The organism is Aeromonas sp. 604176, from assembly GCF_049170755.1.
GTDB classification, from domain to species: Bacteria; Pseudomonadota; Gammaproteobacteria; order Enterobacterales; family Aeromonadaceae; genus Aeromonas; species Aeromonas veronii_A.
Window position 1 is genome coordinate 23110 of record NZ_JAAKNE010000013.1, and the last position, 23488, is coordinate 46597.

Sequence of the window (23488 nt, forward strand, 5' to 3'; positions counted from 1 at the left end):
CATGGCCGATAAACCGACCCGAGGCCGCGCCAGCAAGGTGTGGCTGCTGCCTGAGTCCATCCGTAACGCGCTCAACGAGATGCTGCGGGACAAGGGCAACAGTCAGGCCGCCATCCTGGATGAGATAAACGGCCTGATCGAGGAGACGGGGTTGCCCGATGATCTCAAGCTCTCCCGCTCCGGGTTAAGCCGTCATGCCAGCCAGGTTGAACAGGTCGGCCAGCACCTGCGGGATTTGCGTGAAACCACGGCTGCCTTGACCTCCCAGCTTGGCGACAAGCCGATGGGGGAGACTACCAAGCTCATTCTGGAGCTGGGCCGTTCCCAGTTGTTCAAGGCGATGCTGGCTCAGGTGCAGAACCCGGAGGAGGCGGTGGATATCGACATGCTGAAGAACGCTATGCTGGCGGCTCAGCGGCTCGAATCGACCGCGATGCAGAGTCATAAGCGGGAGAAAGAGATCCGCCAGGCATTTGCCGAAGAGATCGCCGCCAAGACTGAAGCCATCGTGACTCAGGCGGGCTTGAGCGGTGAAGCCGCCGCCGAGATACGCCGCGAAATCCTGGGGATTGCCTGATGACCGCCATTGCTCAGACCCCTATCGCCCAACAGTTGGCCCAGACCCTGGGTACCGAATACAACCCTGACGAGGTGTTGCTGCCGTACCAGCGCATCTGGATTGCCGACGAGAGCCCGCTCAAGATCGCCGAGAAGAGCCGCCGTACCGGTATCACCTGGGCGGAGGCTGCTGATGCGGCCCTGACGGCCTCCAAGACCAAGACGGCCGGGGGTTGCCACCACTTCTATGTGGGCAGCAACAAGGAGATGGCCCGCGAGTTTATCGATGCGGTGGCGATGTGGGCCAAGGCGTACAACAAGGCAGCCGGTGAGATCCAGGAGGAGGTATTCACCGACGACGAGGACAAGGCGATCCTCACCTTCGTGGTCTATTTTGCCTCGGGCTTCAAGGTACAGGCGCTCTCCAGCAACCCCTCCAACCTGCGGGGGATGCAGGGCAATGTGACCATCGACGAGGCCGCATTCCACGACAGACTGGCCGAGGTGTTGAAGGCCGCCATGGCGCTGACCATGTGGGGCGCCAAGGTGCGGTTGATCAGTACCCATAACGGCGTCGATAACCTGTTTAACCAGCTCATCAACGACAGCCGAGCGGGCCGCAAAGCGTATTCCATCCATACCATCAGCCTGGACGATGCTTGCCGCCAGGGGCTCTATCGTCGGATCTGCCAGGTCAAGGGCGACCTTTGGACACAGGAAGCCGAGGATGCCTGGAAGGCGGGGCTGCTCAAGGCCACCGCCACCGAAGAGGATGCCCTTGAGGAGTATTTCTGCGTACCCAAGCAGAGCAGTGGCGTCTATATCAAGCGCACCCTGATCGAGCGTGCGATGCAACCGGATATCCCCATCCTGCGCTTTACCGCCCCCAAAGACTTCGAGCTCTCGAGCGAGGAGACCCGCAAGGCGGTAGTGGATATCTGGTGCGAGGAGAACCTCAAGCCCTATCTGGAAGCGCTCGATCGCAGTTGCCGCCATGTGCTGGGGGAAGACTTTGCCCGCAAAGGGGACTTGTCGGTGTTCGTGCCGCTCTCCATCGCCACCTACTTGAGCAAACGGGTGCCCTTTGTGGTGGAGCTGGTCAATGCCCCTTATGAGAGCCAGCGCCAGATCCTGTTCTACCTGCTGATTGGGCTACACCGTTTCACGGCGGCGGCCTTCGATGCCACCGGCAACGGCGGCTATCTGGCGGAGGCAGCCAGACTGCGCTGGGGCGCCAGCATGATCGAGTGCGTGATGCTCAATGACCCCTGGTATCGGGAGTGGATGCCCAAGCTCAAGGCAGAATTTGAGGATGGCAACCTGACCATCCCGCGCCATGCAGACGTGCAGGATGACTTGGGGAAAATCCAGGTCATCAATGGCATCCCCAAGATCGACAAGGGCAAGAACACTGGCCAAGGGGGCCAACAGCGCCATGGTGACTTTGCGGTGGCTTTGGCCATGGCGGTGCGGGCCAGCTGGATGGAGGGGGGCGCCATCGAGTTCACCCCGCTGCCCAATAAGCGCGATGAAGCAAGGGGCGATAACCATCATTCGTTCGAGAGAGGGGCCTGGTAATGGGCAGGATCATCGATATCAACGGCAATCCCCTGCGGCTTGAAAAGGAGTCGCAGACCGAGAACTCGGCGGCGCTTGCCCAGTTGCGCCGTCACTACAGTGAACACCCCACGGTGGGGCTCACGCCGAGCAGGGCGGCAGCCGCATTGAAGGAGGCAGAACAGGGCAACTTGATCGCCCAGTGCGAGCTGGCCGAAGATATGGAGGAGAAGGATGCCCACCTGCAGAGCGAGCTCGGCAAACGCCGCCGAGCCCTGCTTGGGGTGAGCTGGACAATCGAGCCGCCCCGCAATGCTACCCCAGCCGAGAAGCACGATGCCGAGCTTATCCGGGAACTGCTGGAGGACTTCACCTGGTTGGATGATGCCATCTTTGACGCCACCGATGCGGTGCTCAAGGGGTTTTGTGCCCAGGAGTTCTGCGGCTGGGAGCTGGTGGAGGGGTTGCAGCTTCCCAAGGGCATCATCTGGCGCGATCCCGCCTGGTTTCAGACCCACCCGGACGATCGCAACCAGCTGCGGCTGCGTGATAACAGCCATGAAGGGGTAGCCCTCAACCCGTTTGGCTGGCTGCTGCACAAGGCCAAGTCCAAATCGGGGTATCTGGCCCGCACTGGCCTTGTCCGTACCCTGATCTGGCCGTTTCTGTTCAAGAACTACAGCGTGCGCGATCTTGCCGAGTTTCTGGAGATCTTCGGCCTGCCGGTGCGGCTAGGCAAATACCCGGAAGGGGCGACCGAGAAAGAGAAGGCTACCCTGCTGCAGGCGGTGCTCTCCATCGGTCATAACGCCGGGGGCATTATCCCACGCGGGATGGAGATTGAGTTCCAGAACGCCGCCAGCGGTCAGGCCGATCCCTTCGTGGTGATGATGGATTGGTGCGAGCGCTCCATGAGCAAGGCCATTCTGGGGGGCACCTTGACCTCGCAGGCCGATGGCAAGAGCTCGACCAATGCTCTGGGTAATGTCCATAACGAGGTGCGCCAGGAGGTACGGGATGCAGATCTCCGCCAGCTGGCCGCCACCCTGACTCGCGATCTGGTCTATCCGCTCTATGCCCTGAACGGCAAGAGTTATCAGGGCCCGCGCCGTAGTCCCCGGCTGGAGTTTGATGTAACCGAGCCGGAGGATATCTGCCGTTATGCCGACAGCCTGCCCAAGCTGGCCGCCTGCGGCATGCGCATCCCGCTCGACTGGGCCCACAAGAAGATGCAGATCCCGCAGGCCGAGCCCGATGAGCCGCAACTGGTTGCTGCTACGTCGGCCAGCAAACCGCCAGCTGATAAAGGGGAGGGGTGATGGCGGTGGCTGTTTTTAGCCCCCGATCTTCTTTAGCCCCCTCTCCCCTTGCGGGAGAGGGTTGGGGTGAGGGGGAGGTTGCAGGGGGAAAATAAAAATACCCAAGCGGCCAGATACTGACGGCTTGGGTATCGCGCCCACCCCTATCCCTGTTGGTATACAGCCATTTCGGCTACTGGGAGACCTGTTCGCCTAGCTCTGTATGAGCCGCCTGCATACCCCTTGTCGATTTGAATCGCGCCGTGAGAGCAAAGGGCTGTTCACAGGGCTTAACTCGCAAGAGTGCTCAAATCTGTGGCGGTATTGCCGCCTTTCAGAGCGTTAAGGTGCTCTGACACCTGTTTGGGTGTCCGGTGAGGCTACCACTGTGCCGGAAACTCCTCAATCCCTTCCACCTGAAAGCCGTGTTGCAGCAGGGCTTGGCGGATCAGAAAGGGGACAGTGTGAGCATCGCTAGGCCATGTGGACGCTATTTCAGCGCTGGCCTTATCAAGGTGGCCCACCAGTTGTTTGCAAGTTAGTGGGGGAGAAATGGATGAGAACCAAATCGAATCATCCTGATGGCTATCGAGTAACAGCCCATCGTTAAATTGAATGCGCGCTTGAAAAACTATTCGAAAGGTATCCTGCCCTTGGTGATGCACAATCAGGCGCTCTTCCGGATTGATCTTGTGCTGTTTTCCGCTGCGGGCATCGCGCCGCAGGTTGTAGAAGATGTGCTGGAAAATCACCTTGCCCTCAACCCGATAAAATTTCTTCGTCTTGGTTTCATCATCGATAGACCAATAGAGGCGAAAGGATTGGCGGCGCAGCGTATGGCCATAGCGGGTCAGCAATTCGGTCAGTTGCCCCTCATTGGCCAGTTTCGTCCCTTTTGCCCACGCGCTGACAATAGATTGCTGGGTTCGGCAAAGTGCGGCGATCTCTTTTTGCGTAAGACCATCGTTGAGAGCAAGCCGGATAAGGGCCCGAGTCTGTTTAAAAGGGCGCTTGGCGCCGGTGGATTGCTCGTTCTGTGTCATAGGGATCCAGATAAGGGGGGACGAGCCCCCCGGTGCCTCTTGCTTACTTTTTGCCGCCGCTTTTCGGGGTCTGCGGATTCAATTGCCAGCCACGGTTCCCCTGATTACGGTCATAGGTATGGTTGGTACCGTTCGAGCCTTTGTTGGGGTTGCTGATATCGGCATTGTGGTTTGATTGCTTGGTCATAACATTCTCCCTTGTGTGTGTGATGACGAGAGAAATGTTAGCTAATTCATAATCTTATACCATTGATGATTTAATGATAAAAGTTGATAAACCGTGATATTTGACCTGGCTGCCCAATTTTCACTGGGCGCAGGATACGAACACTGGCACAACAAGCAGCAGGTGGAATCAGATGGCAAATAACGAGAGTGTGCTCAATATGGTGGGGTTGGTGGAGGCTAGCGACTATCTGGCCAGCTTGCTGGCACGGCTCGCTGCACTGGAGCAGGGGAACGGTATGGCTGCGGTCAGCGCGTTGCCAGAATTGCTGGCTGCCCAGCCCGATCCCCAGACTCTCTACTTCGGTACCCCGCAGGAATACGGTGCCGCCCACCAGTTCGGCCGTCCCGAGATCAACCTGCCAGAGCGCAGTGCTCTGGGGTTGTCAGAAGGGGATAAACAGAGCGTGCTGGAGACGCTGGAGGGGTATCTCAGTCCCGCGCCATTGTAATGCTCCATACTCTGTTTGTGTCCCCAGCCGGTGCGGATGCTCAGCCTGATAGCAAGGTGTTGTCCATTGGCGCGGTTAAACAGCCTTAAACACCATTGGTTTTGTTCCCCTTGACCTTGCTGGTGATCCCTTTCGGAAACCAGCCTCCTTTACCCACCCGCGCCCGAACCTTTTTCTGATACTGCTCAGGGGATAGCACCTTGGGCGTTTTGTGACGGGTGCCGTTGCAGTGCCGACAGGCGGCCACGATATTGGCGCTCTGGTTCGAGCCACCTTCGCCGCGTGGCTGCAGATGTTCCCCCGTGCACTGCAATAGCCGGGCTTCGGCAGGGGTGAGGCGGTATTGCTGCATCAGTGCGGCAGGGGAGGCTTCCCACATCGGCAGTCCGCAATAGAAGCAGTGAAAGGATTGACGAACGGCAGCTTGGTGGCGTTGTTTGGCGATGTTACCCATGGTCGTGACCTCAATAAGTTTGATATTGAAGTCCGTGACGGGATGGATTGGAGAATGGCCGGACGGACTTCGGTTCAAGTTGAAGTCCCGTCGGCCTGCATAGGCTCAGAGCGGGTACTGACCGGCACAACCGGATCAGCCTTACACCGCTATTCTTCTGATATGCGGCAGTTTGGTCTTAGCATGATATTCATAATAAGGTAAAGAGTGCTGAGAAGATTTTTATGTCAAATGTGATGCAGGATAAAATCATTACAAAAGTCATTAATTATTAATTGTATAACTAAAAAATATGATAGACTCTTGTGAGTCCATTGCGTTGCAAATAAAAGACTTTATTTTCAATGCGTTACCAGATAACAAATTCAGTACATTAACTAATGACAACGACAGTTTTCGACCGACATAGTCTGTTGGTTACATCGGATACAAGATGGTCTGCAGAAGTAGAGCTATCAGATGGTAAAAACCTTCTGTTTGTTGACGACACAGGTTTTAATAAGATAGTCAGTAGGCCAGGTGCTGCTATGGTGCTAGCTGGTAATGGAAGAATGATTGCTGCATTGAAATCATGGTGGGGCTCAATAGAGCCTCCTTCGATAGCAACAATCACACCTTGGATTCAGAATGGGCCGCCTGTAACGTTCATGATTGTATCTAGAGAGGGGGATATCCTCTTTGATGTTGGACACAAACTGGCCTATACTGAAGTCACAAATAATGCAACTTACGTTTGGGCTGTTTTCTTTGGTTCTGGTGGTGAGCATGCAGCCAACTGTTGGCATGTGAATCGATGTGCTTCTACCGCAGTTGTAAGTGCATCGCAAAAAGATCCATGTACAAGTGCAGATGTCAAGCATTTGAACTTTAAAGACAGCAATAACAACCTCCATGATGAAACTAATAACTACCAAACTGTCGAAACTGCACTCAGCGAGCGAGGGCTACTTATGAGACTCAATGATAGAGTGATTACACCACTACAAAATCACCCTGATTGTGACCTTATCAAAGTACAGTTAGCTCAGGGCAATATAGTGGCTTCAGCCCCAATGGGTAAAGCTTCACCCATCCAATGGGATGGCAGAACACTTGATAAGCTGTCAGCTGCTCTAGACCGAGTGGCGGAGATCGAAAAGAGTTTGTAATTATTTACAGTGTTGCTCTGATTGTAACTGGCCCGCGAAAACGCGGGCCTTTTGGTTTTTGCGACACTAGATAATTTGCACTAACCCACCATAAACCCCATCCCCCTTCATGCCGCCGCACTATGGCGGCATGAACATATCCAAGACCCCATACTCAGCGCCCTTCGTGGCCATCCTCCAAGCCAACCCCGTCAACGGGGAGCGGCTGGCGGTGCTCGATGCGCAGCTCACCCCCCAAAGCGATGGCTGGTACCAGCTGCTGCCGGTCGGCCCGTTCAAGGCCCGTGATGGTCGCCCGTTCGATGTGGCGAGTGGCCACTGGCAACTGGACGGGCAGATCGCTGCTGCCCTGATTGCCCGAGCCAAAGCCCTTGGGCAAGACATCCTGATCGATTACGACCACCAGACCCTCAAGACTGACCAGAACGGCCAGCCAGCCCCTGCGGCCGGTTGGTACAACGCCGACGAAATTGAGTGGCGCGAAGGGCAGGGGCTCTTTATCAAGCCGCGCTGGACGGAGCGGGCTGCCGCCCTGGTGGCTGCCAAAGAGTACCGATTCCTGTCTGCCGTCTTTCCCTATGACGCCCAGGGCCGCCCGCTGGAACTGCGGATGACCGCCATTACCAATGACCCCGGTGTGGTAGGCATGCAGGCGCTTGCCGCTTTGAGTGCGTTACCCGCTTCAAGCCTTATGTCTACCCAACCCGGCCAGCTGGCCACCTCATCCCATGTTACACAACAGGAGAAATCCATGAACGAACACCTGATCGCGCTGCTCGGCAAACTCGGCATCCAGCCGAGTGCCGATGGCCAGTTTACCGCCGAGCAGGGGACTGCCGCTTTGGCTGCTCTGGATACCCTGCAGGCCATTGCCAAAAAGGCGCCGGAGCTGGAGGCAGCTCTCACTGCTGAGCGCACCTCGCTGGCCGCGCTCAAGGCGACCGTCTCCACAGGGCAGGGTGGCCAGATTGACCTGGCCAAGTATGTACCGGTGGAGACCTATAACGCCCTGGTGACGGAAGTCGCCACCTTGAGCGCCAAGGTTGAGACCACGGATGCCGCAACCCTGATCAAGGAAGCCCGTACCCAGGGCAAGGTGGTGGCCGCCGAAGAAGAGTATTTGACCGCCTATGCCGCCCAGAAAGGGGTAGCTGCCCTTAAGGCGTTGCTGGATCCCCGTCCGGCGATTGCCGCACTGTCCGCCAGCCAGACCACTCAGGTGACCCTGCCCGAGAAGAAGGGGGATGCGGTGCTCTCGGCGGATGACAAGTATGCCGCCGACCAGCTCGGTATCAGCCACGAGGAGTTTGCCAAGGCCAAGCAGGCTTAAGCGCAGACCCTACCACGCCATTTATCCAGAGAAGGAACACCCGTATGGCCATGATTACACCCGCGCTGTTGCAGTCCCTCTTCACCGGCTTCAAGAAGAACTTTGAAGATGCCAAGAGTGAAGCGCCTGCCCAGTACACCAAGATCGCCACCGTGATCAAATCGACTACCAAGTCCAACACCTATGGCTGGTTGGGCAAGTTCCCCAATCTGCGTAAGTGGGTCGGTGATCGGGTGATCGAGTCGATGAAGGCGCACGGTTACCAGATCGTCAACGAAGACTTCGAGGCCACCGTCGGCGTCGATCGCAACGATATCGAAGATGACGAGCTGGGTATCTACGCGCCGATGTTTGCCGAGATGGGCCGTTCGGCTGGCATTCACCCCGATGAGCTCTGTTTCGGTCTGCTCGGTGCTGGCTTCACCACGCCTTGCTATGACGGCCAGTATTTCTTCGACACCGATCACCCGGTCTATCCCAAGGCCGATGGCACAGGTACCCCTGTCTTGACTGCCAACGTGGTGGTGGATGCCGGTTATCAGGGGGAGCCCTGGTTCCTGCTTGATACCAGTCGCGCCCTCAAGCCGGTCATCTTCCAGGATCGCAAGTCACCGCAGCTGATTGCCATGACCAAGATCGATGACGAAGCGGTATTCACCCGCAAGGAGTTCCGTTACGGGGTCGATTGCCGTGATGCCGCAGGCTTTGGCTTTTGGCAGCTGGCCTTTGCCAACAAGCGGGAGCTGACCCCCGACAACCTGTGGGATTCCTTCTCCAAGATGCGGGAGTTTCAGGCTGATGGCGGCCGCAAGCTTGGGGTGAAGGCCACCATGTTGGTGGTACCCCCCTCCCTTGAGAAGCTGGCGACCCAGATGCTGGAGCGAGAGCTGTCGAACAGCAGCAGCAACGAGCTGAAAGGCAAGTTGGAGCTGGTGGTGGCTGACTACCTCTAACCCTGCGTTATGCCTGTTTAAAGCGGGGTTAAACAGCTGCCAGGCACTGTTTAACCCCCGGTTTAAACAGCCTCTCTATCAGATACGACGAGGAAAACATGAGATGGAACAAGAGATGGAACTGGCTATTCGAGTGGGGATTACGTCAACAGTTCGTCAGGTCTATTTTCGCGCGGGCCTGCCGATTGTACCGGGCAAGTCTGAGATGGTTGTGTCGCCTGAGCAGTGCGCGACCCTGGAGAACGACCCGCGTCTGGTGGTCGTCCGGTTGGCTGAAGACACCAGCCTTCAGGCAGGTGATGCACCATCGGCGCCTGGGGATCTGGACGCAACACTGGGCGTCCTGACCGGTTCGGGCTATCTGGCAGGGGTTGCCACCTTGGCTGGCAAGGTCACGCCGCTGGCCGAGATGAAGGTCGATGAGCTGCGCGAGCTGGCGCTGAAGATGGGTATCCCGGAGGCGGCCAAGCTCAAGAAGGCCGAACTGGTGACAGCGATCGCCGCGACCGAAGTGCAATACCCGGTCAAGGATGAGCAGTCATCCGGCCAGAACGGAGAGCAGTGATATGTATGCCAGCGTCAATGACATGGTTATCCGCTTTGGCGAGGCCGAGTTGCTGCGTCTGGCCATGACGCCGACCGGTAAGCTGGACGAGGTGGCCTTGCGCCTCGCCCTGCAGGATGCAGGCGCCTTGATCGATGGCTATCTGGCGGGTCGCTATCCCTTGCCGCTGGCCCATATCCCGAGTGCCCTGGTACCTATCTGCGCCGATATCGCCCGTCACCGTCTCTATGGTGAACAGGCCCCGGAGCAGATAGCCAAGCGTAATGAGGCGGCCCTGGCCTTTCTGAAATCGGTTGGCAAGGGGGAGCTGGCGCTGGGGTTGGCATCCGATGGTGCCACCCTGGAGAGCCAGAACCTGGCTCAACTGCACTCGGATGGGCGCGTCTTTGGCCGGAGTCAGGGGCGCGACAAGGGGGGCTTTCTATGAGCCAACCCGCCAACCAGCCTGGTACCGAACTCGACTACCTGCAGGCGGGCGAACGGCTGCGTGAGCTGCTCACCCCCCTCAAATCTGCGGGGCTCAAGGAGGTGTTTGTGGCCACCGATGTGGCGGCCATCGCCAATCTGGGCCAGCACAGCCCTGCGGTGCATGTGGTCTATCAGGGCGAACGTGAGAGCGAAGGCACTCAGTCAGGCCGGGCCAGCAGCTTTGATCAGCTCTGGTTGCTGGTGCTGGTGCATCGTGCCAGCCCCAAGGAGGTCAGTGCCGGAGTGTGGCTTGCCCGCATCCTGCAGGCCGTCAGTGGGCGAGCATGTGGTGACAGTACCTTTCGCCGGGTCACCCCACCGGTCAAACCCAGTTACAGCGGCGGTGCGGCTTATTTGCCGCTTGCCTTTACTACCCGAGTGAAATTCAAAGGAGAGCGATGATGAGCGAAACACTGCACTTGGAAGGGGATCTCTTTATCGAGACCTTTACCAACGGGGTCTCGGCCGGGGTGATTGGCCCCATCGATGTGGATAGCCTGGAAGTGAAACCCGACAGCCAGAAGATCTCCATTCCCAGTAAGCGCAAGGGGCAATACGGTCAGGCGCGGGAGAACTACCACATTCCCAAGCCTGCCATGGTCACCATCAAGACCACCGAGATCCCGCCTGTGCTGCTGGCAGCCGCCTTTATGGGTCTGGAGAGCCCCATCAATCAGGGGGCCGGGACGCTGACTGATCTGCAGATCGTTCTGCCCGCCTGGCCGAAGTGGGCTCCGCTCGGCAAGAGCAATATTGCCTCGACTGGCCTGGCCATCAAGGAAGGGGCCACGGCGTTGGTGGTGGGCACCGATATCGAGGTCAACTATGCGCTCGGGTTGGTACGGGCGATTAAGGGGGGCTCGGTAGCGGATGGCGGTAGCCTGACGGTCAGCGGTACCTATAACGCGGTGACCGGTACCCGCATCGCGGGCAACATCCAGCCGGAGATCAAGGCGCGGCTGCTGCTCGATGGCCGCAGTATCGTCAGCGGCGAGGCCATCAAACTGACGGTGCCCCGTGCCAGCTTGTCCCCCAAAAAGGCGGTGGACTTTATGAGCGACAAGCCCATCGAGATCGAGCTGGAGGGGGAGTTGCTGGCCGTGGATGGTGAGACCGCACCCTTCTATGTGGATCGGCCGGTGATGGTGTAAAGCGCGGGAATGGAAAACGGCGAGGAAACTCGCCGTTTTCCATTATTTCTTTTTTGCTTATTTTTTGTCTGGGGTTACTGGTGGTTTTACCACCTCTGGTTGCTTCTCTTCTGGTTTTTTTCCGCTGTTTCTTAAGTCGTTAAGCGTAGCCATAAATGCTTGGTCAACCTGTGCCGGTGCCATGGCACATCTGGATGCCAAATTAATAGCACTTAGAACCGTTGGCTTTTCAGCATAAGCATCTTGACCCTTTTCCATCTCTCTCTGAATTTGTGCTCGCCGAGCCGTCACAAGGGCATAGTCAAAGGACTGGTCATAGGATATTTGTAGGGCATTGGTCGCCCCTGAAAAGCCAGACCATGCAATTGCTGCTGATCCCGTGGCTATAGGCGCAAAGACTGCGCCAGCCATTGTACCTAGTGCTGCCAGACCGAATTTTGCTGCTTTGGTAGAACTACCGCCTGCGGCGTAATACTGCTGGAGTTTGACGCAATACGCCGTTGCTTTTAGATATTCAGCTTGGGCATTATCGCCTGGTTTATTGTCGGGCCAGGGCCATTCGATGGCCGTAGATTCGGCTAACTTGTCCGGTATGCTTGAACAGCCAGTAAGGGGGCCTATACAGACTGCCAATATTAGACAGGGAATTTTTTCCATGATCGCACTCTCCATTTATGTATGGGGACTGCAGAGCTGGCAAAGCTCACCACCATGATCGCTTCCTGCTTACACTTTAAGACTAGTGCTAGAGCTCTAAATTAGGGGCTGGTAAGTGTGATTTGCCGCACATAACCATCAAGTAAAATCAAGAAAGTGTGTCTCGACACAGAGCGATTAGAGGTGCTTGGTGTTTAACACCATGCCAGCCGCTTAATTATGACCAGTGGCTGAGATGAGGCTGAAAGGGGCAGAATAGATTTCTCTAACCATTGCCAATCAAGCGGCGGAGTACCCTCTTTGAACTTCTGGTATGGCACGCCATCTTTGATGGTCAGAAACAGGGTGCAAGGGGTATCGGCACGGCAGACATAGCGCACCATCACATCGCCATGGAGTGTACACAGTAGATGTTTCAGGATCGGCAGCCCTTGTATGGTGTGATGCCCCCCTTCATGCCAGACGCCAAATTGATGCATTACGCCCATACCTTTCGACTCAAGTAAATCTAAGTCTTGACCGTACAGGCTCACTTGCCACTGTCAGAAATGACAGTTTTCAGGTTGTTATGTCATCAGTGGTGTAGTGTTTAAGTTGTGCGAAATAGCATCCTTCTATGTGGATCAGGTCGTGAAGGATTGAGAGTAGAATGGCGGGGTTACCCGCCGTTATTCATTTAATCAACCGTTGAAGCTCTAGCTCAATAATGAATAATGCGGATATTGAGATGGTTAATTTATTGCAAATATGAATGTATTCACTGTATGAGATAGACCTCTCCGCACCTGTTCCACCGGTTCTGAAGTATATTATTTCTCCATCTCGCCACACCGAAGCATGATGAGTACCATTCCTCAATGTGGAATCTAGACCTTCTATAAATGGCTTGAAAAACTCTTTGTTTTCAAAGCATTCATGTCGTCTTGCTTTGTCTAGAGACATGTATTTTTTGAGGGGCATCATCTTGAATTCATCGAAACGACGGCCGTCCAGCATATTATTGATGCATGCGAAAATTGTGAAGTGGCTTGTCAATGTCTCATATGCTTGGCCGTAGAATAATTTTATTTCATCTAAGTTTTTCGAACCAATAACTCTGTCCTTTATGTCATCATTATTTACTCGTGCATGGTAGATTAATTGCCCGAAGTTGTCTCTATATTTAAAATAGTCGGTCAGCGTGGATAAATAGCGTTCTTGGTTTTCTGATAAAAGGTGTTCTTTATAAAATGTTATAAATCGTGCATAATCTGGGTGCTCTTCTAGAGTTGCTATTTTTTCAATTATTGGCTTTGATATTTCATTTACTCTTGGATAAAACAATGAGTCAATAAAGTTAATTGCTGCGTCATGTTTGTTACTGATGGTGGAATTGTCTCCGTAGAGTGATCGTTTTTTAGAATATGCTTCCAGCTGTTTTTTGAGGGCTTCTTCATTGGTTTTTTTAGAGTCTAGCTTTATTATTGATTTTAAGTTGTTCCACAATGCTGGTGCGTTTATTACATCAAATTGAACAGATATGTCTTGAAATTTCCCTTCCCGAAATCGGATGTGCTTTTGAATGATTGAAAAAGATTCCAGTGATGCAAAAAATTGGGGGTCGTGTAACTTATTTTGTTCAAAGGAAAAATTAGGGTGGAGGTTATAGACAATACCTTCATTATCCTTAGTTATTATGCAGTTTTCGACGGTTTCGACATGAGCATAAGGGGGATTTGCTCTAACAGCAATTCCAATTGGAAGCTCGCAGTTGATGCAATCAAAAAAGTGCCTTTGGTAAGGGTCATAGCCAACCCCAACACGTAAACAGTAGGGTGTATCACAAATCAAGCATTTTATATATTCACGAACGATCATAACTATTCCTAATACTAATCAGCCATAAACACCAATATTCTGCCATTTCTTCACAATAGGGCATATCTGAATCTGATCGGAATGCCCCATGCCCACCTCTACCACCCTCAAACTTGCCTTGGAGCTGGCGGCCAAAGTCACCGGCCGGGAAGATCTGGCCGCCTTGGCGGGTGAGGTGCAGGAGCTGGGCCCGATCTCGGACGAGACTGCCGCCGAAACGGCGCAATTGGCCGAGAGCCTCGAATCGTTAAGCCGCCAGCAGGCGCTGATCCAGCAGTTCAATGACTCCAAAGCCGCCCTGACCCAGCTTGAACTGGCGACCGTGCTTAGCCGTGACAAGCTGGAGCAGTTGCGCCGCTCCAGCCAAGCAGGCGCCGGTGACGCCAAGGCGCTGGCCGAACAAGAGCGGTTGCTGGCTTCCGAGGTCAAGCAACTGGAGCGCCAGCTGGTCGCTCAGTCAGCCAGTCATACCCGCCTCCACGCAGGGCTCAAGCAGTCCGGGCTCGATACCAAGAACCTTGCCCAGGAACAGCAGCGCCTGCAGCGTGAGCTGACCAGGAGTGTCGCCCAGACCGAACGGCTGGGGCGCGAGCTTAGCCAGAGCAGTCAGCATGCCGGTGGTTTTCAAGGGGCCATCGGCAGTCTGACCGGCCGCCTGGTGGCGTTGGCGGGTACCTGGTTCGGTATCCAGACCCTGACTACCCAACTGCTCGCCATGTTCCAGACCGGCGATCAGGCCGAGCGCCTCGATGTGCAGCTCAAGGCCGTGATGGGGTCGATTGCTGGTGGCAAAGAGGCGTCAGCCTGGATCCAGGACTTTGCCAAGAACACCCCCCTGCAGCTCAGTGAAGTCACCCAGGTGTTCGTGCGCCTTAAGGCGTTCGGCATCGACCCCATGGCGGGGGCCATGCAGGGCATTGTCGATCAGGCGTTCAAATTGGGCGGTGGTTTTGAAGAGGTTCAGGGCATCTCCCTGGCGCTCGGCCAAGCCTGGGCCAAGCAGAAGCTGCAGGGTGAGGAGATCCTGCAGCTGATTGAGCGTGGCGTGCCGGTCTGGCAGATGTTGGAGCAGGTGACTGGCAAGAATACCGCCGAGCTGCAGAAGCTCTCTGAGGCAGGCAAGCTGGGCCGCGAGACCATCTCTGCCCTGATGAACGAGATTGCTGCCCAATCGCGCGGTGCCGCTGCCGACAACATGAGTCTGCTTTCCGGGCTTATCTCCAATGCCCAGGACAATCTCGCCAAGTTTTACCGGATGGTGGCCGAGAACGGGGCGCTGGCCTGGCTCAAAAACCAGCTGGCCAACCTTAATGCCGAATTTGAGACGATGGCCAAGGATGGCCGCCTGCAGGAGTGGGCCAAACGCCTCTCCGATGGCTTTATCACCATGGGGGAAACCCTCAAGTCACTGATCCAGACCCTCTATGAGTGGCGCACCGCGCTGACCGTGCTGGCCCAGGCTTGGGTCGGCCTCAAAATCGCGGGTTGGATTGGTGATCTGCGCAACCTCTACGCCCAGTTTATTGCCATGCCTGCGGCGAGCGCGACAGCAGCAGGCGGTATGACGACAGCGGGCACGGCAGCAGCCGGTGCTGCCATCGGGGTCAGGGCACTGGGCGCAGCCGTCAAGGGGCTGCTGGCCGCCGTGGCGGTCGAGTCCATCATCCAGATCACCCAGTTCGCCTCTGCCTTGCGCCAGCTGGTGCAGGCTGAGCTGGCACTTCGGGAGGCGCAGGGGCTGCGCTCCGAGACTCAGGCCCGCCTCAATGGTCAGTTTGCCGCCCTGTCAACGGAGCTCGGTGTTGCCATTACCAGCATGGTGGATCTCGATCGCCTGGTCGCCGAGGGCAAGGTGCATTACGACGATGCCACTGGAAGCTGGCAGAAGGGGGCTGCAGCCGTTAAAGCGCTGGGGGATGAGGCAAAGAGTACCCGTGATTATCTGGCCGAGATCAATGCAGTGGCCAAGCAAACCGCAGCTGATGGCCCAGCCAAACTGGCAGAGGCGTTTAAGGTGCTCGGCCTCGATTTTGAGCAGGCCAATGGCCGTATCGGTGCGGGTTTTCAGAAGACCATCGGCGCCCTGGATGTATTGGTGGCGCACACGGGGGCCAGTAGTGCCGCCATCGAGGAGGCGCTGGCCGCCGCCTACAACAGCGCCAAGACCACCGCCGAGATCGATGCGGTGATCGAGCGTCAGAAGCAACTGGCCGCCCAGGGGAAAATCACCGGGGATGCGCTGGCTCGCTCCATGGCCATCGCCGCCGATGCCATGGCCAAAGTGAAAGGGGGGAGCGGCGATACCAAGCAGGCAGTCGCGGCCATTGGTGATGGCTTTGACGAAGCGGCTGCACGGGCCAAAGGTGCTACTGATGTGATGCGGGCGGGGCTTAAAGGGGTACAGGATGAAGCCAAGCAGACGAATGCCAGCCTCACCAGTAGTGGCGGGGGCGGAGGTCGAGGCGATATCACCCGCACCGTGAATGCCGGTTCTTTCTACTACAAGAGCGTGGATATCAATAGCCTGCGCGGCAATGCCGAGGGGCTGGCCAATACCCTGGCCGGGGTGGAGGAGGAGCTGGCCCGCTACAGCCAGAAGGTCAAGGATATTCCGGCCTACAGCGAGTGGAGCAAGTATTACGGCGAGAAGTTCCAAAAAGAGATGGAGGCGATGCAGGCCCGCCTAAAAGAGGAACTCAACAAAGCGTTGGCCAAAGAGAGTGCCAAAACCAACCAGGCCTCCATCCAGGCACCAGTCACAACTGTAGAGCAGCCAGCCCCCGGCCCCAACCCCCCAGGGACGCGCAGACCCTTGCCTGAGCGGATCACCATCGAGCTCAAAGGGGTGGGAGGCTCGGCCGAACTGCAGGCCGATGAGGCCAATGCCAACGCCTTTATCAACATTCTTAAACAGCAAGGACTGCGGCAATGAACGTGACCTTAAACAGCGTGCTGCTACCAGATGATCTGGTCTGGCGCGACGAGTTCGAGTGGGCGCCGGTCGAACAGGTGGTGACCCCGACCCTGAGCGGCGCCCTGTTGGTGGAGGAGACCGTCAAGCCGGAGGGGCAGCCGCTGACCCTGAGCGGGCATTGCTCCCGCGCCAAGGTGCAGGAGCTCAAGGTGCTGGAGGCGCAGGTGGCCCAGCTGATGACGTTGACCCTGCTCGATGGCGTGACCCGAACCGTAGTGTGGCGCCGCCCTGGTGTGGTAGCCACGCCCTTGTACGAGTTGGCTGATCCAGACGGTGATCACCCCTACACCCTGACCCTGAATCTGACCGAAATTGAGCGCGGAGAGTAACCCCATGACCATTCTATCTGGCGATATCAAGCTGATGGCCAGCCAGCGGATGACGGACACCGAGGACGGTGGCGGGCGCATCACCGGCAAGGAGATCGTCAGCGGCGAACATAACAGCATGTTTCCCGATATCAGCGATCTGGATCGGGCTTATGGGGTGGTTAACCTGCGCAAGGTATTTCTGGCGGTGCAGACGGACGACACCGACACCTACTATGGCGCGAATGCCGCCGTGCTGCTGCCGCCCTACGATCCGAACGTGGGCCTTGCCCTGATGACCACCAAAGACCACCACGACACCCGCAACAATGCCCGCGATGTGGTGGAGCGCTATCTGGCGCGTGGTCCCAAGTGGCAGGGTTTTCTCTACGATACCCAGCTGGAAGGGCTGCGGGCGATCCGCTTCTTCCAGCGGGTTGAGGCGCGATTGCCAGAGGTGGGCGAAACCCTGGTGCTGGTCGGCAACGAGAACAAGGCCGGGGAGTTCGAGCAGTATGTGCGGGTGCTGGATGTAACCCAGAAGCTGAACAAGTTCCAGGTGCAAGGTTTGCCCGAGTTCACCCGCAACGTGGTCACCTGCACCCTGGCGGATCCGCTGCGCTTCACCTTCGAGGGGGAACAGCCGACCCCCTATGATGTGGTGACCAACCCCAAGACCGCCCTGCGCGAAACCGTGGTGGCCGATGCGGCTAACTACTTTGCCAGTACCAAGATGGTGGAGGATGCGGCCTTTGGCTCGATGAAAGTACGGGCCAAGACCATCTTTACCCAGCTGGTGCCTGCTGCCCGCAGCGAAACCCCGGCGGTGGATCTGACGGCTGCCGGTGAGCTGGCCAGCCTGGTTGATTCTGGACGTGGGCTGGTGAGCATTAACACCGTTGCCGTGATCGCCCCGAGCCGTGGCCTGTTCCTGGGCAGCGGGGCCAAGCCTGGCACGGTGACTATCACCATCGGCGCGGCGACCATCACCGACAAGGGCGGCGAGCTGGTTGTTGCCGGGTCGGTAATCGGCTCCATCGACTATGGCCGTGGCCAGCTGGAGTTCAATGCCCAGTGCCCGAACTACGGCACCCAGAGCAAGACCGTCTCTTTCTGGCCAGCGTCTCGCCCTGCCCGTATCGCTGACACGGCGCGGATTGAGGTCAAGGCCAACAACCGGGGCTATGCCTACACCATCACCCTGCATCCGACCCCGGCGCCTGGCACCACTACCGTCAGCTTTATGGCGCAAGGCAAATGGTATGACCTGAAAGACAACGGGCGCGGGGAGCTGCTGGGCATCGACCGCTCTTATGGCTCTGGCACCATCAACCTGGCCACCGGGTCGGTGATGCTGACCCTTGGCGCCCTGCCGGATGTGGATACCGCCATCATGTTCAGCTGGGCCACCCCTGTGAACTACACCAACCGCAGCGGGCAGGCCATCAGCATCGGCAAAAGCGCCTGGCAGCTCCCCCACAAGGGGATCACCCCCAAGAGCGTGATCCTCACCTGGGGCGATGGCAAGCGGGCCACCGATGTGGCGGGGGATGGCAAGATAACCGGCGATATCACCGGCATCATCAACTATGCCGAGGGGATCATCGATCTGGAGCACGTCACCCTGCCCGCACTGGGTCAGGAGTACGCCGCCCAGTACCAGTACGGTGAGCCGGTGACCGAGCGCCATATCGAACCGGGGCGCCTCAATACCCCCGGCCAGGTGGGGCACCTCTCCATCACCCTGGACGGTAAGGACGGCGGCGGCGCCCACAACCTCACACCGGGCTCGGTGCGGGTCAAGTTCAATGCCCTCTATCACAAATTCGATGTGGACGATCAGGAGCTGGTGATCCAGACCCGCGATCCCATCATCACCTTGCGCGATGACGGGCTGGGCAAGCTGATCGATGCCAGCGGTGTGGTGCTGGGTGCCATCGACTATGCGGCGGGCACCCTGCACTTTATGCCGGATGGTTCCAGCCCCCTACCCAAGCCGAAATACGCCTGGGTGACCGTGGGTACCCGATGGGAGGGAAACCAGGAGATTGCTACCCAGCGCTGGACGATGATCGGTATTGAGTACCACAACACCGCTTATACGTTCCCTGACGGCGAACAGGGGTGGGTGGATGTGACCTACCGCAACAACAACAGCGCCGAGGCCCAGAATGCCACCCTGACCGCTCAGGCGCTGCGCATAGACGTTACCCCAGGCTTTGCCGAGGCGATTCTGGAGGGGTCGATGCGCTTCACCCTGGGGGGATCTACCTACGTTGACCGGCAAGGGCTGCTCTACCGCGACCCGGATCCCTCAACCGGGGCAGGCATCCAGGCGGGCACCATCGACTACTCCAACGGGTTGGCGGTGCTGGCCGACTGGGCAGCCGGGCAACCGGCCCAGCCATCGCTCCAGAGTCTGGCCACCTCATTCAGTGCCCAGTCAGTGGATGCGGTGACGTTCCGCACCCCTGGCGCCCCCTTGGCACCGGGCAGCCTCTACATCAGCGCCAACACCGCCAGCGGGCGCCGTATCGAGGCCACGGCAGACGGGGACGGCTTTTTCACCACCACCGACATGGATGGCAAGGTGTCCTATCAGACCGGCATCGTTACCGTGCGCTTTGGCCGCAAGGTCACGGCAGCGGGCAACGAGACCCAGCCATGGTATGACGCCGAACAGGTGGGGGAGGATGGCAAGATCTGGAAGCCGATCAGCGTGGTGGCTGACTCCATTCGTTTCAACTGCGTGGTGTTCAGCTATCTGCCGCTCGATGCCGACATTATCGGGCTGGATCCGGTGCGGCTGCCGTCTGATGGCCGGGTGCCGTTTATCCGCAAGGGCAACATCGTGGTGGTGCATAGCACCAAGCGCGGTGCCTACCCGATGGGGGTGACGGCTGGCCAGCAGTTCAACACCGGGCGCCAGCGGCTGGCTTACTGCCATGTGGAGGATAAGACCGGCAAGCGGCTCGATCCTGCGCTCTACAGCGCCAATCTGGATAGCGGCGTGGTCACCTTGGCCACCCCGTTGAACCTGACCGGCTATGTGGAGCCGCTGGCGGTGGTTCACCGGATTGAGGATATGAGCCTGGTCACCGATGTGGAGATCTCTGGCCGCCTGGTGCTGGCCCGCCCCCTGTCTCACGCCTATGACGCCGCTGACACCCTGGTGTCGTCAGCACTGATCATGGGCGACTTGTGGGCGCGTTACACCAACCTGTTTGACCAGAAGGTTTGGACGAACAAATGGCAGGACTTTGTAGACGGCGACCAGAGCACGGCGCAGTACAACGACACCGATTTCCCCATCGTGGTCACCAACCGCGCCACCCTGGAGGAGCGCTGGGCCATCATCTTCCAGACGAGTACCAGCTTTGTGCTGGTCGGGGAGCATGTGGGCCAGATTGCGCTGGGGGATGTGAATACCGACTTTGCCCCCATCAACCCCAACAACGGCCAGCCCTATTTTCGGCTGGACAAGCGCGGTTGGGGCGCGGGCTGGGCGAGTGGCAACGTGCTGCGCTTCAACACCAAGGCAGCCAACTTCCCGATCTGGGCCATTCGTACCGTGCTGCAATCGGTGGCGGCCAGCGAAAGCGACCGCTTTGAGCTGCAACTGCGCGGCAACGTCAACCGCTAACCGGGTGGGGCACCGTGCCCCGCCCATTATTTTTTGTGGGGCACTCTTTTGTAGAGCTGCGCCCCACCATGGAGAACGGCAACATGGCTGAATACAAGGTCAAATGGTTTGCAAGCGAAATGCAAGGCGCCCCGAGCCTGGGCGATACCGCAGATGGCGCCCTGGCTGCGCTGCTCAAGGCGGTACTGGTCACCGGCTTTGGCACCCTGACGATTAACGCCCTGTCGTTTGATGCCGCCAAGGGGTGGGCGGTGGCCACCTTTAGCGGCGGCCATGCCTATCTGCAAGATTCAGTTATCCAGGTCGATGGGGTATCGCCTGCCGCCTACAACGGCGAGCATCGGGTAATGCAGGTCAGCACCACTCAGGTGTGGTTTGAGATTGACGGTGGCAACCCAGGCGCTGCCGGTTCCGGCGCGGCCATGACCATGAAGGTGGCGCCGCTGGGCTGGACGATCACCCATGAAAGCGGTGACGGCAAGGTGTTTATCGTGCGCCCCACCAACGTCAGCGAGTCTGGCAATGTCAGCCTGCGCATCGACAACACCGCATTCAGCGGCTGGTCTAGCAGCACATCTCCTGTGGGGTATCTGGCCAAGGTAGCAATGGTGGAGGACGTGGTGGATATCAACACCTACACCACCATTTACGAACACCGCTGGCCAGCCACCAAGCGCTACTCATCGGGTCGCTGGGATCTGATAGGGGATCCCCAGCTGTTCTATTTCCTGCCCTACTACGGTTCATATAGCCGCCCTGCGCTCTATCTGTTCGGCTACATGCGCAGTCTAAGGCCCGGTGATCGCTACCATGCCTTGCTGGTTCACTATCCTGTAACCGCTGCCAACGATACGGCCAGGCGGTGGGATTATGGCGTGGGCAGCCAAAACTCAAACTACTACAACAACGGCGGGCTGTTTGACTCCTCCTCTCATCGGGCTATTGCTCGCCCCTACCATCAGTTGTTCGGCTCCACAACCTGGTGGCTAAAAGGGTTGTTTGGCCGATTTGGCAACGGCTTGAGCATCCCGAATGGCCCGGATAACGGCTTTTATATCAGCACTGATCCGGTCATGGTGGTGGAGAACGGCAACCATTTGCGTGGCTATCTGCCCGGCATTATTTGCCCGTATGGCACCTTGCCAAGTTGGGATCGCAAAAACTTCGGTAACTTGCCAGCCATACCAGGCAAGCTGTGCCGCTTCATCAACGTCCAGCCAAGTGAAGATCCCTTTAGTAACACCCTGGTGTTGATCGGTTTTGATCTGACCGGGCCATGGAGGTAGGTCATGGCGAGTTACGATGAACGAGTGGTCTATGACTGGTCATCACCGACCCAGCTTAATGATTGGGATATCCAGTATTCAGGCCCAGCCGGTTCAGTTGCCATCACCAACGGCAAACTGGTACTGGCGCCAAATCGCACCGCAATATCTGGCGTTAACCTGATTAGCAAGGCGATTGGGTTTGATGCGCTGGAGATGGAGTTCAACACCGGCAACCTTGGCAGTGGGCAGACCCGTTATCTCACCTTGAGTTTCGGCACCGGTGGCGTATGTGACGATGCCGGTAGAGTGCCAGGCACTGACTTTTGGCACCAGGGGATGGCCAATAGCGTCACCTTGCACTTGCAAGACCCAGGTGCGGGTGGCTCGTTTGTCCGGGATTACGCCAATGGCGGTCGGATTGATCGCGGCTCTTATCCACTGACACCAGGTACTGACCTCACCAGGCAAAACAGGGTGCTGATTATTTTCAAACCGGGTGAATATCAGGTCTGGCTAAATGGCATTCAAATACTCAGCATTCCAACTGTAACAGCCCAACCGCCGACCAAGGTGATGATCCATCAGGGGTGGTATGCCCCAGGGGTATGGGGCGCCGATACCACCATCAGCCGGGTGTTCCTATATCGGGGCTATGACCATTTTTCTGACATGACCATGAAGGTTCATCCGGTGAAATGTGTACCCGCCAACCCGGAGCCTAGAGCTGTGTTTCAGCAGCAAGATGTGGCCTGGCGCGGCACCCCGCCGATGTATGCGGGGCCGGTCAACCTCCAGCAACAGACCCAGTACCCCCTCTGCAAGGGGCGGGATTACTTCTGGATCCGCGATGGGGTGCGCAATGTGGAGCAGGGGTTTATTGAAAGCACGGTGACCATCAGCGGGGTGGGGGTGCGGCGGCGGGTGCTCTGCTTTACCCAGGATGGCGAACTGGTTGGCGAGACCTACAGCCGCGCATCGGATGGGGTATATCGGTTCGATCTGCTGTGGCTGAATCGCCGTTATATGGTGGTCGCCCAGGATGACCCTGCCTATGGCCCCGCCGACTATAACGCCGTGGCTGCCGACTACCAGGCACCGAAACCCTACCCGCCTGGCGGGGGGGTGGCCCCTGCGCCCTTCCCCATGCTGGCCCCGCTCAAGAGGAACTAGCCATGCTCACCTATGTGGAAACGCTGCGCACCAGCCGCGCCCAGCTGCTGGCGACTGCCATCGACACCGGCAGCGGCCCCAATGCCACCCTGACCGTCTACACCGGCACCAGACCGGCGCCGGGGGCGGCCATCACCGACCAGCTGGCTCTGGTGGTGCTCAAGTTCACCCATCCCTGTGCCAAGACGGTCAGCGGCGGGGTGCTGACCCTGAAACCCCTGGCCGAGCAGATGGCCACCGCCAGCGGCGCCCCCACCTGGGGCCGCATTGCTGACCGGGATGGTGCCTTTGTGGCGGATCTCGATGTAGGGGGGCCGCTCAGTGGCGCCGATCTGGAGATACCGGCGAGCGAGTTTTTTGCCGGTGCGCTGATCCGCATCAATAACGCCACCATCACCGAACCGTAACC

23 protein-coding genes are annotated in these 23488 nt (G+C 57.7%); 17 read left to right on the forward strand and 6 right to left on the reverse strand.

All coding sequences use genetic code 11. The annotated features are described in order from the left end of the window. Position 1 precedes the first annotated feature (1 nt). From G5358_RS03970 to G5358_RS03980, 3 genes are read left to right on the forward strand one after another with little or no spacing between them, the layout of a single operon-like run. Positions 2-577, forward strand: a complete 576-nt coding sequence (locus G5358_RS03970; RefSeq protein WP_201915719.1) for a DUF3486 family protein — start codon at positions 2-4, stop codon at positions 575-577. After that, entirely contained in the window at positions 577-2136 is a 1560-nt protein-coding gene (locus tag G5358_RS03975) for a terminase large subunit domain-containing protein (RefSeq protein WP_421323644.1), read from the forward strand. Before G5358_RS03970 ends, G5358_RS03975 begins: the two co-directional genes overlap by 1 nt. After that, complete coding sequence (locus tag G5358_RS03980; protein WP_421323645.1) at positions 2136-3434, forward strand: DUF935 domain-containing protein; 1299 nt, start codon at positions 2136-2138, stop codon at positions 3432-3434. Before G5358_RS03975 ends, G5358_RS03980 begins: the two co-directional genes overlap by 1 nt. 359 nt (positions 3435-3793) lie before the next feature. On the opposite strand, the gene G5358_RS03985 is transcribed toward G5358_RS03980, so the two are convergent. After that, positions 3794-4456 (reverse strand): hypothetical protein, encoded by a 663-nt coding sequence (locus G5358_RS03985; protein ID WP_335838130.1) that lies wholly within the window; start codon positions 4454-4456, stop codon positions 3794-3796. Between the two features lie 43 nt (positions 4457-4499). Further along, entirely contained in the window at positions 4500-4643 is a 144-nt protein-coding gene (locus G5358_RS03990; RefSeq protein ID WP_335838131.1) for a hypothetical protein, read from the reverse strand. 172 nt (positions 4644-4815) lie between these two features. On the opposite strand from G5358_RS03990, the gene G5358_RS03995 reads away from it, so the two are divergent. Continuing rightward, positions 4816-5133: a phage virion morphogenesis protein gene (locus tag G5358_RS03995; protein WP_421323646.1), complete on the forward strand. Its 318-nt coding sequence runs from the start codon at positions 4816-4818 to the stop codon at positions 5131-5133. A gap of 85 nt (positions 5134-5218) precedes the next feature. On the opposite strand, the gene G5358_RS04000 is transcribed toward G5358_RS03995, so the two are convergent. Then, positions 5219-5587 (reverse strand): HNH endonuclease, encoded by a 369-nt coding sequence (locus tag G5358_RS04000; RefSeq protein WP_421323647.1) that lies wholly within the window; start codon positions 5585-5587, stop codon positions 5219-5221. A gap of 527 nt (positions 5588-6114) precedes the next feature. Here G5358_RS04000 and G5358_RS04005 point away from each other — a divergent pair. The 7 genes from G5358_RS04005 to G5358_RS04035 all read left to right on the forward strand — a co-directional run bounded on the left by G5358_RS04005 (position 6115) and on the right by G5358_RS04035 (position 11202). Next, positions 6115-6735: a hypothetical protein gene (locus G5358_RS04005; RefSeq protein WP_421323648.1), complete on the forward strand. Its 621-nt coding sequence runs from the start codon at positions 6115-6117 to the stop codon at positions 6733-6735. A gap of 109 nt (positions 6736-6844) precedes the next feature. Beyond that, the gene (locus G5358_RS04010) at positions 6845-8065 is read left to right on the forward strand and encodes a phage protease (RefSeq protein WP_421323649.1); all 1221 of its coding nucleotides are present in this window, start codon (positions 6845-6847) and stop codon (positions 8063-8065) included. A 44-nt stretch (positions 8066-8109) separates the two neighbouring features. Further along, entirely contained in the window at positions 8110-9018 is a 909-nt protein-coding gene (locus G5358_RS04015; protein WP_421323650.1) for a Mu-like prophage major head subunit gpT family protein, read from the forward strand. 103 nt (positions 9019-9121) lie between these two features. Next, entirely contained in the window at positions 9122-9583 is a 462-nt protein-coding gene (locus tag G5358_RS04020; RefSeq protein WP_227094943.1) for a Rho termination factor N-terminal domain-containing protein, read from the forward strand. Position 9584: 1 nt separating this feature from the next. Continuing rightward, positions 9585-10010, forward strand: coding sequence for a gp436 family protein (locus G5358_RS04025; protein WP_421323651.1), 426 nt, complete (start codon positions 9585-9587; stop codon positions 10008-10010). After that, positions 10007-10453, forward strand: a complete 447-nt coding sequence (locus tag G5358_RS04030) for a phage tail terminator protein (RefSeq protein ID WP_421323652.1) — start codon at positions 10007-10009, stop codon at positions 10451-10453. Before G5358_RS04025 ends, G5358_RS04030 begins: the two co-directional genes overlap by 4 nt. Further along, positions 10453-11202 carry a hypothetical protein gene (locus tag G5358_RS04035; RefSeq protein ID WP_421323665.1) on the forward strand — a complete coding sequence of 250 codons (750 nt, stop codon included), beginning with the start codon at positions 10453-10455 and terminating at the stop codon, positions 11200-11202. The genes G5358_RS04030 and G5358_RS04035 overlap by 1 nt, the downstream gene beginning before the upstream one ends. Positions 11203-11259: 57 nt before the next feature. Here the strand turns inward: G5358_RS04035 and G5358_RS04040 are convergent, their stop codons facing one another. The 3 genes from G5358_RS04040 to G5358_RS04050 all read right to left on the reverse strand — a co-directional run bounded on the left by G5358_RS04040 (position 11260) and on the right by G5358_RS04050 (position 13716). Beyond that, the gene (locus G5358_RS04040) at positions 11260-11859 is read right to left on the reverse strand and encodes a hypothetical protein (RefSeq protein WP_421323653.1); all 600 of its coding nucleotides are present in this window, start codon (positions 11857-11859) and stop codon (positions 11260-11262) included. Positions 11860-12053: 194 nt separating this feature from the next. Next, on the reverse strand, positions 12054-12392 hold the full coding sequence (locus G5358_RS04045) for a hypothetical protein (RefSeq protein WP_421323654.1): 339 nt from the start codon (positions 12390-12392) through the stop codon (positions 12054-12056). A 139-nt stretch (positions 12393-12531) separates the two neighbouring features. Continuing rightward, entirely contained in the window at positions 12532-13716 is a 1185-nt protein-coding gene (locus tag G5358_RS04050) for a hypothetical protein (protein WP_421323655.1), read from the reverse strand. Positions 13717-13804: 88 nt separating this feature from the next. Between G5358_RS04050 and G5358_RS04055 the strand changes: the two genes are divergently transcribed. The 6 genes from G5358_RS04055 to G5358_RS04080 all read left to right on the forward strand — a co-directional run bounded on the left by G5358_RS04055 (position 13805) and on the right by G5358_RS04080 (position 23486). After that, a complete protein-coding gene (locus tag G5358_RS04055) occupies positions 13805-16648 on the forward strand; it encodes a tape measure protein (protein ID WP_421323656.1) in 2844 nt (947 codons plus the stop codon). Then, positions 16645-17019 (forward strand): hypothetical protein, encoded by a 375-nt coding sequence (locus tag G5358_RS04060; protein WP_323952379.1) that lies wholly within the window; start codon positions 16645-16647, stop codon positions 17017-17019. The genes G5358_RS04055 and G5358_RS04060 overlap by 4 nt, the downstream gene beginning before the upstream one ends. Positions 17020-17023: 4 nt before the next feature. Further along, positions 17024-20641: a curculin (mannose-binding) lectin protein gene (locus G5358_RS04065; RefSeq protein WP_421323657.1), complete on the forward strand. Its 3618-nt coding sequence runs from the start codon at positions 17024-17026 to the stop codon at positions 20639-20641. Between the two features lie 83 nt (positions 20642-20724). Next, a complete protein-coding gene (locus G5358_RS04070; protein WP_421323658.1) occupies positions 20725-21927 on the forward strand; it encodes a hypothetical protein in 1203 nt (400 codons plus the stop codon). A 3-nt stretch (positions 21928-21930) separates the two neighbouring features. Then, the gene (locus G5358_RS04075; protein WP_421323659.1) at positions 21931-23079 is read left to right on the forward strand and encodes a hypothetical protein; all 1149 of its coding nucleotides are present in this window, start codon (positions 21931-21933) and stop codon (positions 23077-23079) included. A 2-nt stretch (positions 23080-23081) separates the two neighbouring features. Then, positions 23082-23486, forward strand: a complete 405-nt coding sequence (locus G5358_RS04080) for a hypothetical protein (RefSeq protein ID WP_421323660.1) — start codon at positions 23082-23084, stop codon at positions 23484-23486. Positions 23487-23488: the final 2 nt, after the last annotated feature.

Bases quoted from the DNA above. Each gene is read 5' to 3' on its own strand.
- G5358_RS04060 (WP_323952379.1), top strand. From the start codon at position 16,645: ATGAACGTGACCTTAAACAGCGTGCTGCTACCAGATGATCTGGTCTGG.
- G5358_RS04005 (WP_421323648.1), top strand. From the start codon at position 6,115: ATGGTGCTAGCTGGTAATGGAAGAATGATTGCTGCATTGAAATCATGG.
- G5358_RS04025 (WP_421323651.1), top strand. From the start codon at position 9,585: ATGTATGCCAGCGTCAATGACATGGTTATCCGCTTTGGCGAGGCCGAG.
- G5358_RS04065 (WP_421323657.1), top strand. From the start codon at position 17,024: ATGACCATTCTATCTGGCGATATCAAGCTGATGGCCAGCCAGCGGATG.
- G5358_RS03995 (WP_421323646.1), top strand. From the start codon at position 4,816: ATGGCAAATAACGAGAGTGTGCTCAATATGGTGGGGTTGGTGGAGGCT.
- G5358_RS04075 (WP_421323659.1), top strand. From the start codon at position 21,931: ATGGCGAGTTACGATGAACGAGTGGTCTATGACTGGTCATCACCGACC.
- G5358_RS03980 (WP_421323645.1), top strand. From the start codon at position 2,136: ATGGGCAGGATCATCGATATCAACGGCAATCCCCTGCGGCTTGAAAAG.
- G5358_RS04000 (WP_421323647.1), bottom strand. From the start codon at position 5,587: ATGGGTAACATCGCCAAACAACGCCACCAAGCTGCCGTTCGTCAATCC.
- G5358_RS04080 (WP_421323660.1), top strand. From the start codon at position 23,082: ATGCTCACCTATGTGGAAACGCTGCGCACCAGCCGCGCCCAGCTGCTG.
- G5358_RS03975 (WP_421323644.1), top strand. From the start codon at position 577: ATGACCGCCATTGCTCAGACCCCTATCGCCCAACAGTTGGCCCAGACC.
- G5358_RS04070 (WP_421323658.1), top strand. From the start codon at position 20,725: ATGGCTGAATACAAGGTCAAATGGTTTGCAAGCGAAATGCAAGGCGCC.
- G5358_RS04020 (WP_227094943.1), top strand. From the start codon at position 9,122: ATGGAACAAGAGATGGAACTGGCTATTCGAGTGGGGATTACGTCAACA.
- G5358_RS04015 (WP_421323650.1), top strand. From the start codon at position 8,110: ATGGCCATGATTACACCCGCGCTGTTGCAGTCCCTCTTCACCGGCTTC.
- G5358_RS04030 (WP_421323652.1), top strand. From the start codon at position 10,007: ATGAGCCAACCCGCCAACCAGCCTGGTACCGAACTCGACTACCTGCAG.
- G5358_RS04035 (WP_421323665.1), top strand. From the start codon at position 10,453: ATGAGCGAAACACTGCACTTGGAAGGGGATCTCTTTATCGAGACCTTT.
- G5358_RS04050 (WP_421323655.1), bottom strand. From the start codon at position 13,716: ATGATCGTTCGTGAATATATAAAATGCTTGATTTGTGATACACCCTAC.
- G5358_RS04055 (WP_421323656.1), top strand. From the start codon at position 13,805: ATGCCCACCTCTACCACCCTCAAACTTGCCTTGGAGCTGGCGGCCAAA.
- G5358_RS03990 (WP_335838131.1), bottom strand. From the start codon at position 4,643: ATGACCAAGCAATCAAACCACAATGCCGATATCAGCAACCCCAACAAA.
- G5358_RS04040 (WP_421323653.1), bottom strand. From the start codon at position 11,859: ATGGAAAAAATTCCCTGTCTAATATTGGCAGTCTGTATAGGCCCCCTT.
- G5358_RS04010 (WP_421323649.1), top strand. From the start codon at position 6,845: ATGCCGCCGCACTATGGCGGCATGAACATATCCAAGACCCCATACTCA.
- G5358_RS03970 (WP_201915719.1), top strand. From the start codon at position 2: ATGGCCGATAAACCGACCCGAGGCCGCGCCAGCAAGGTGTGGCTGCTG.
- G5358_RS03985 (WP_335838130.1), bottom strand. From the start codon at position 4,456: ATGACACAGAACGAGCAATCCACCGGCGCCAAGCGCCCTTTTAAACAG.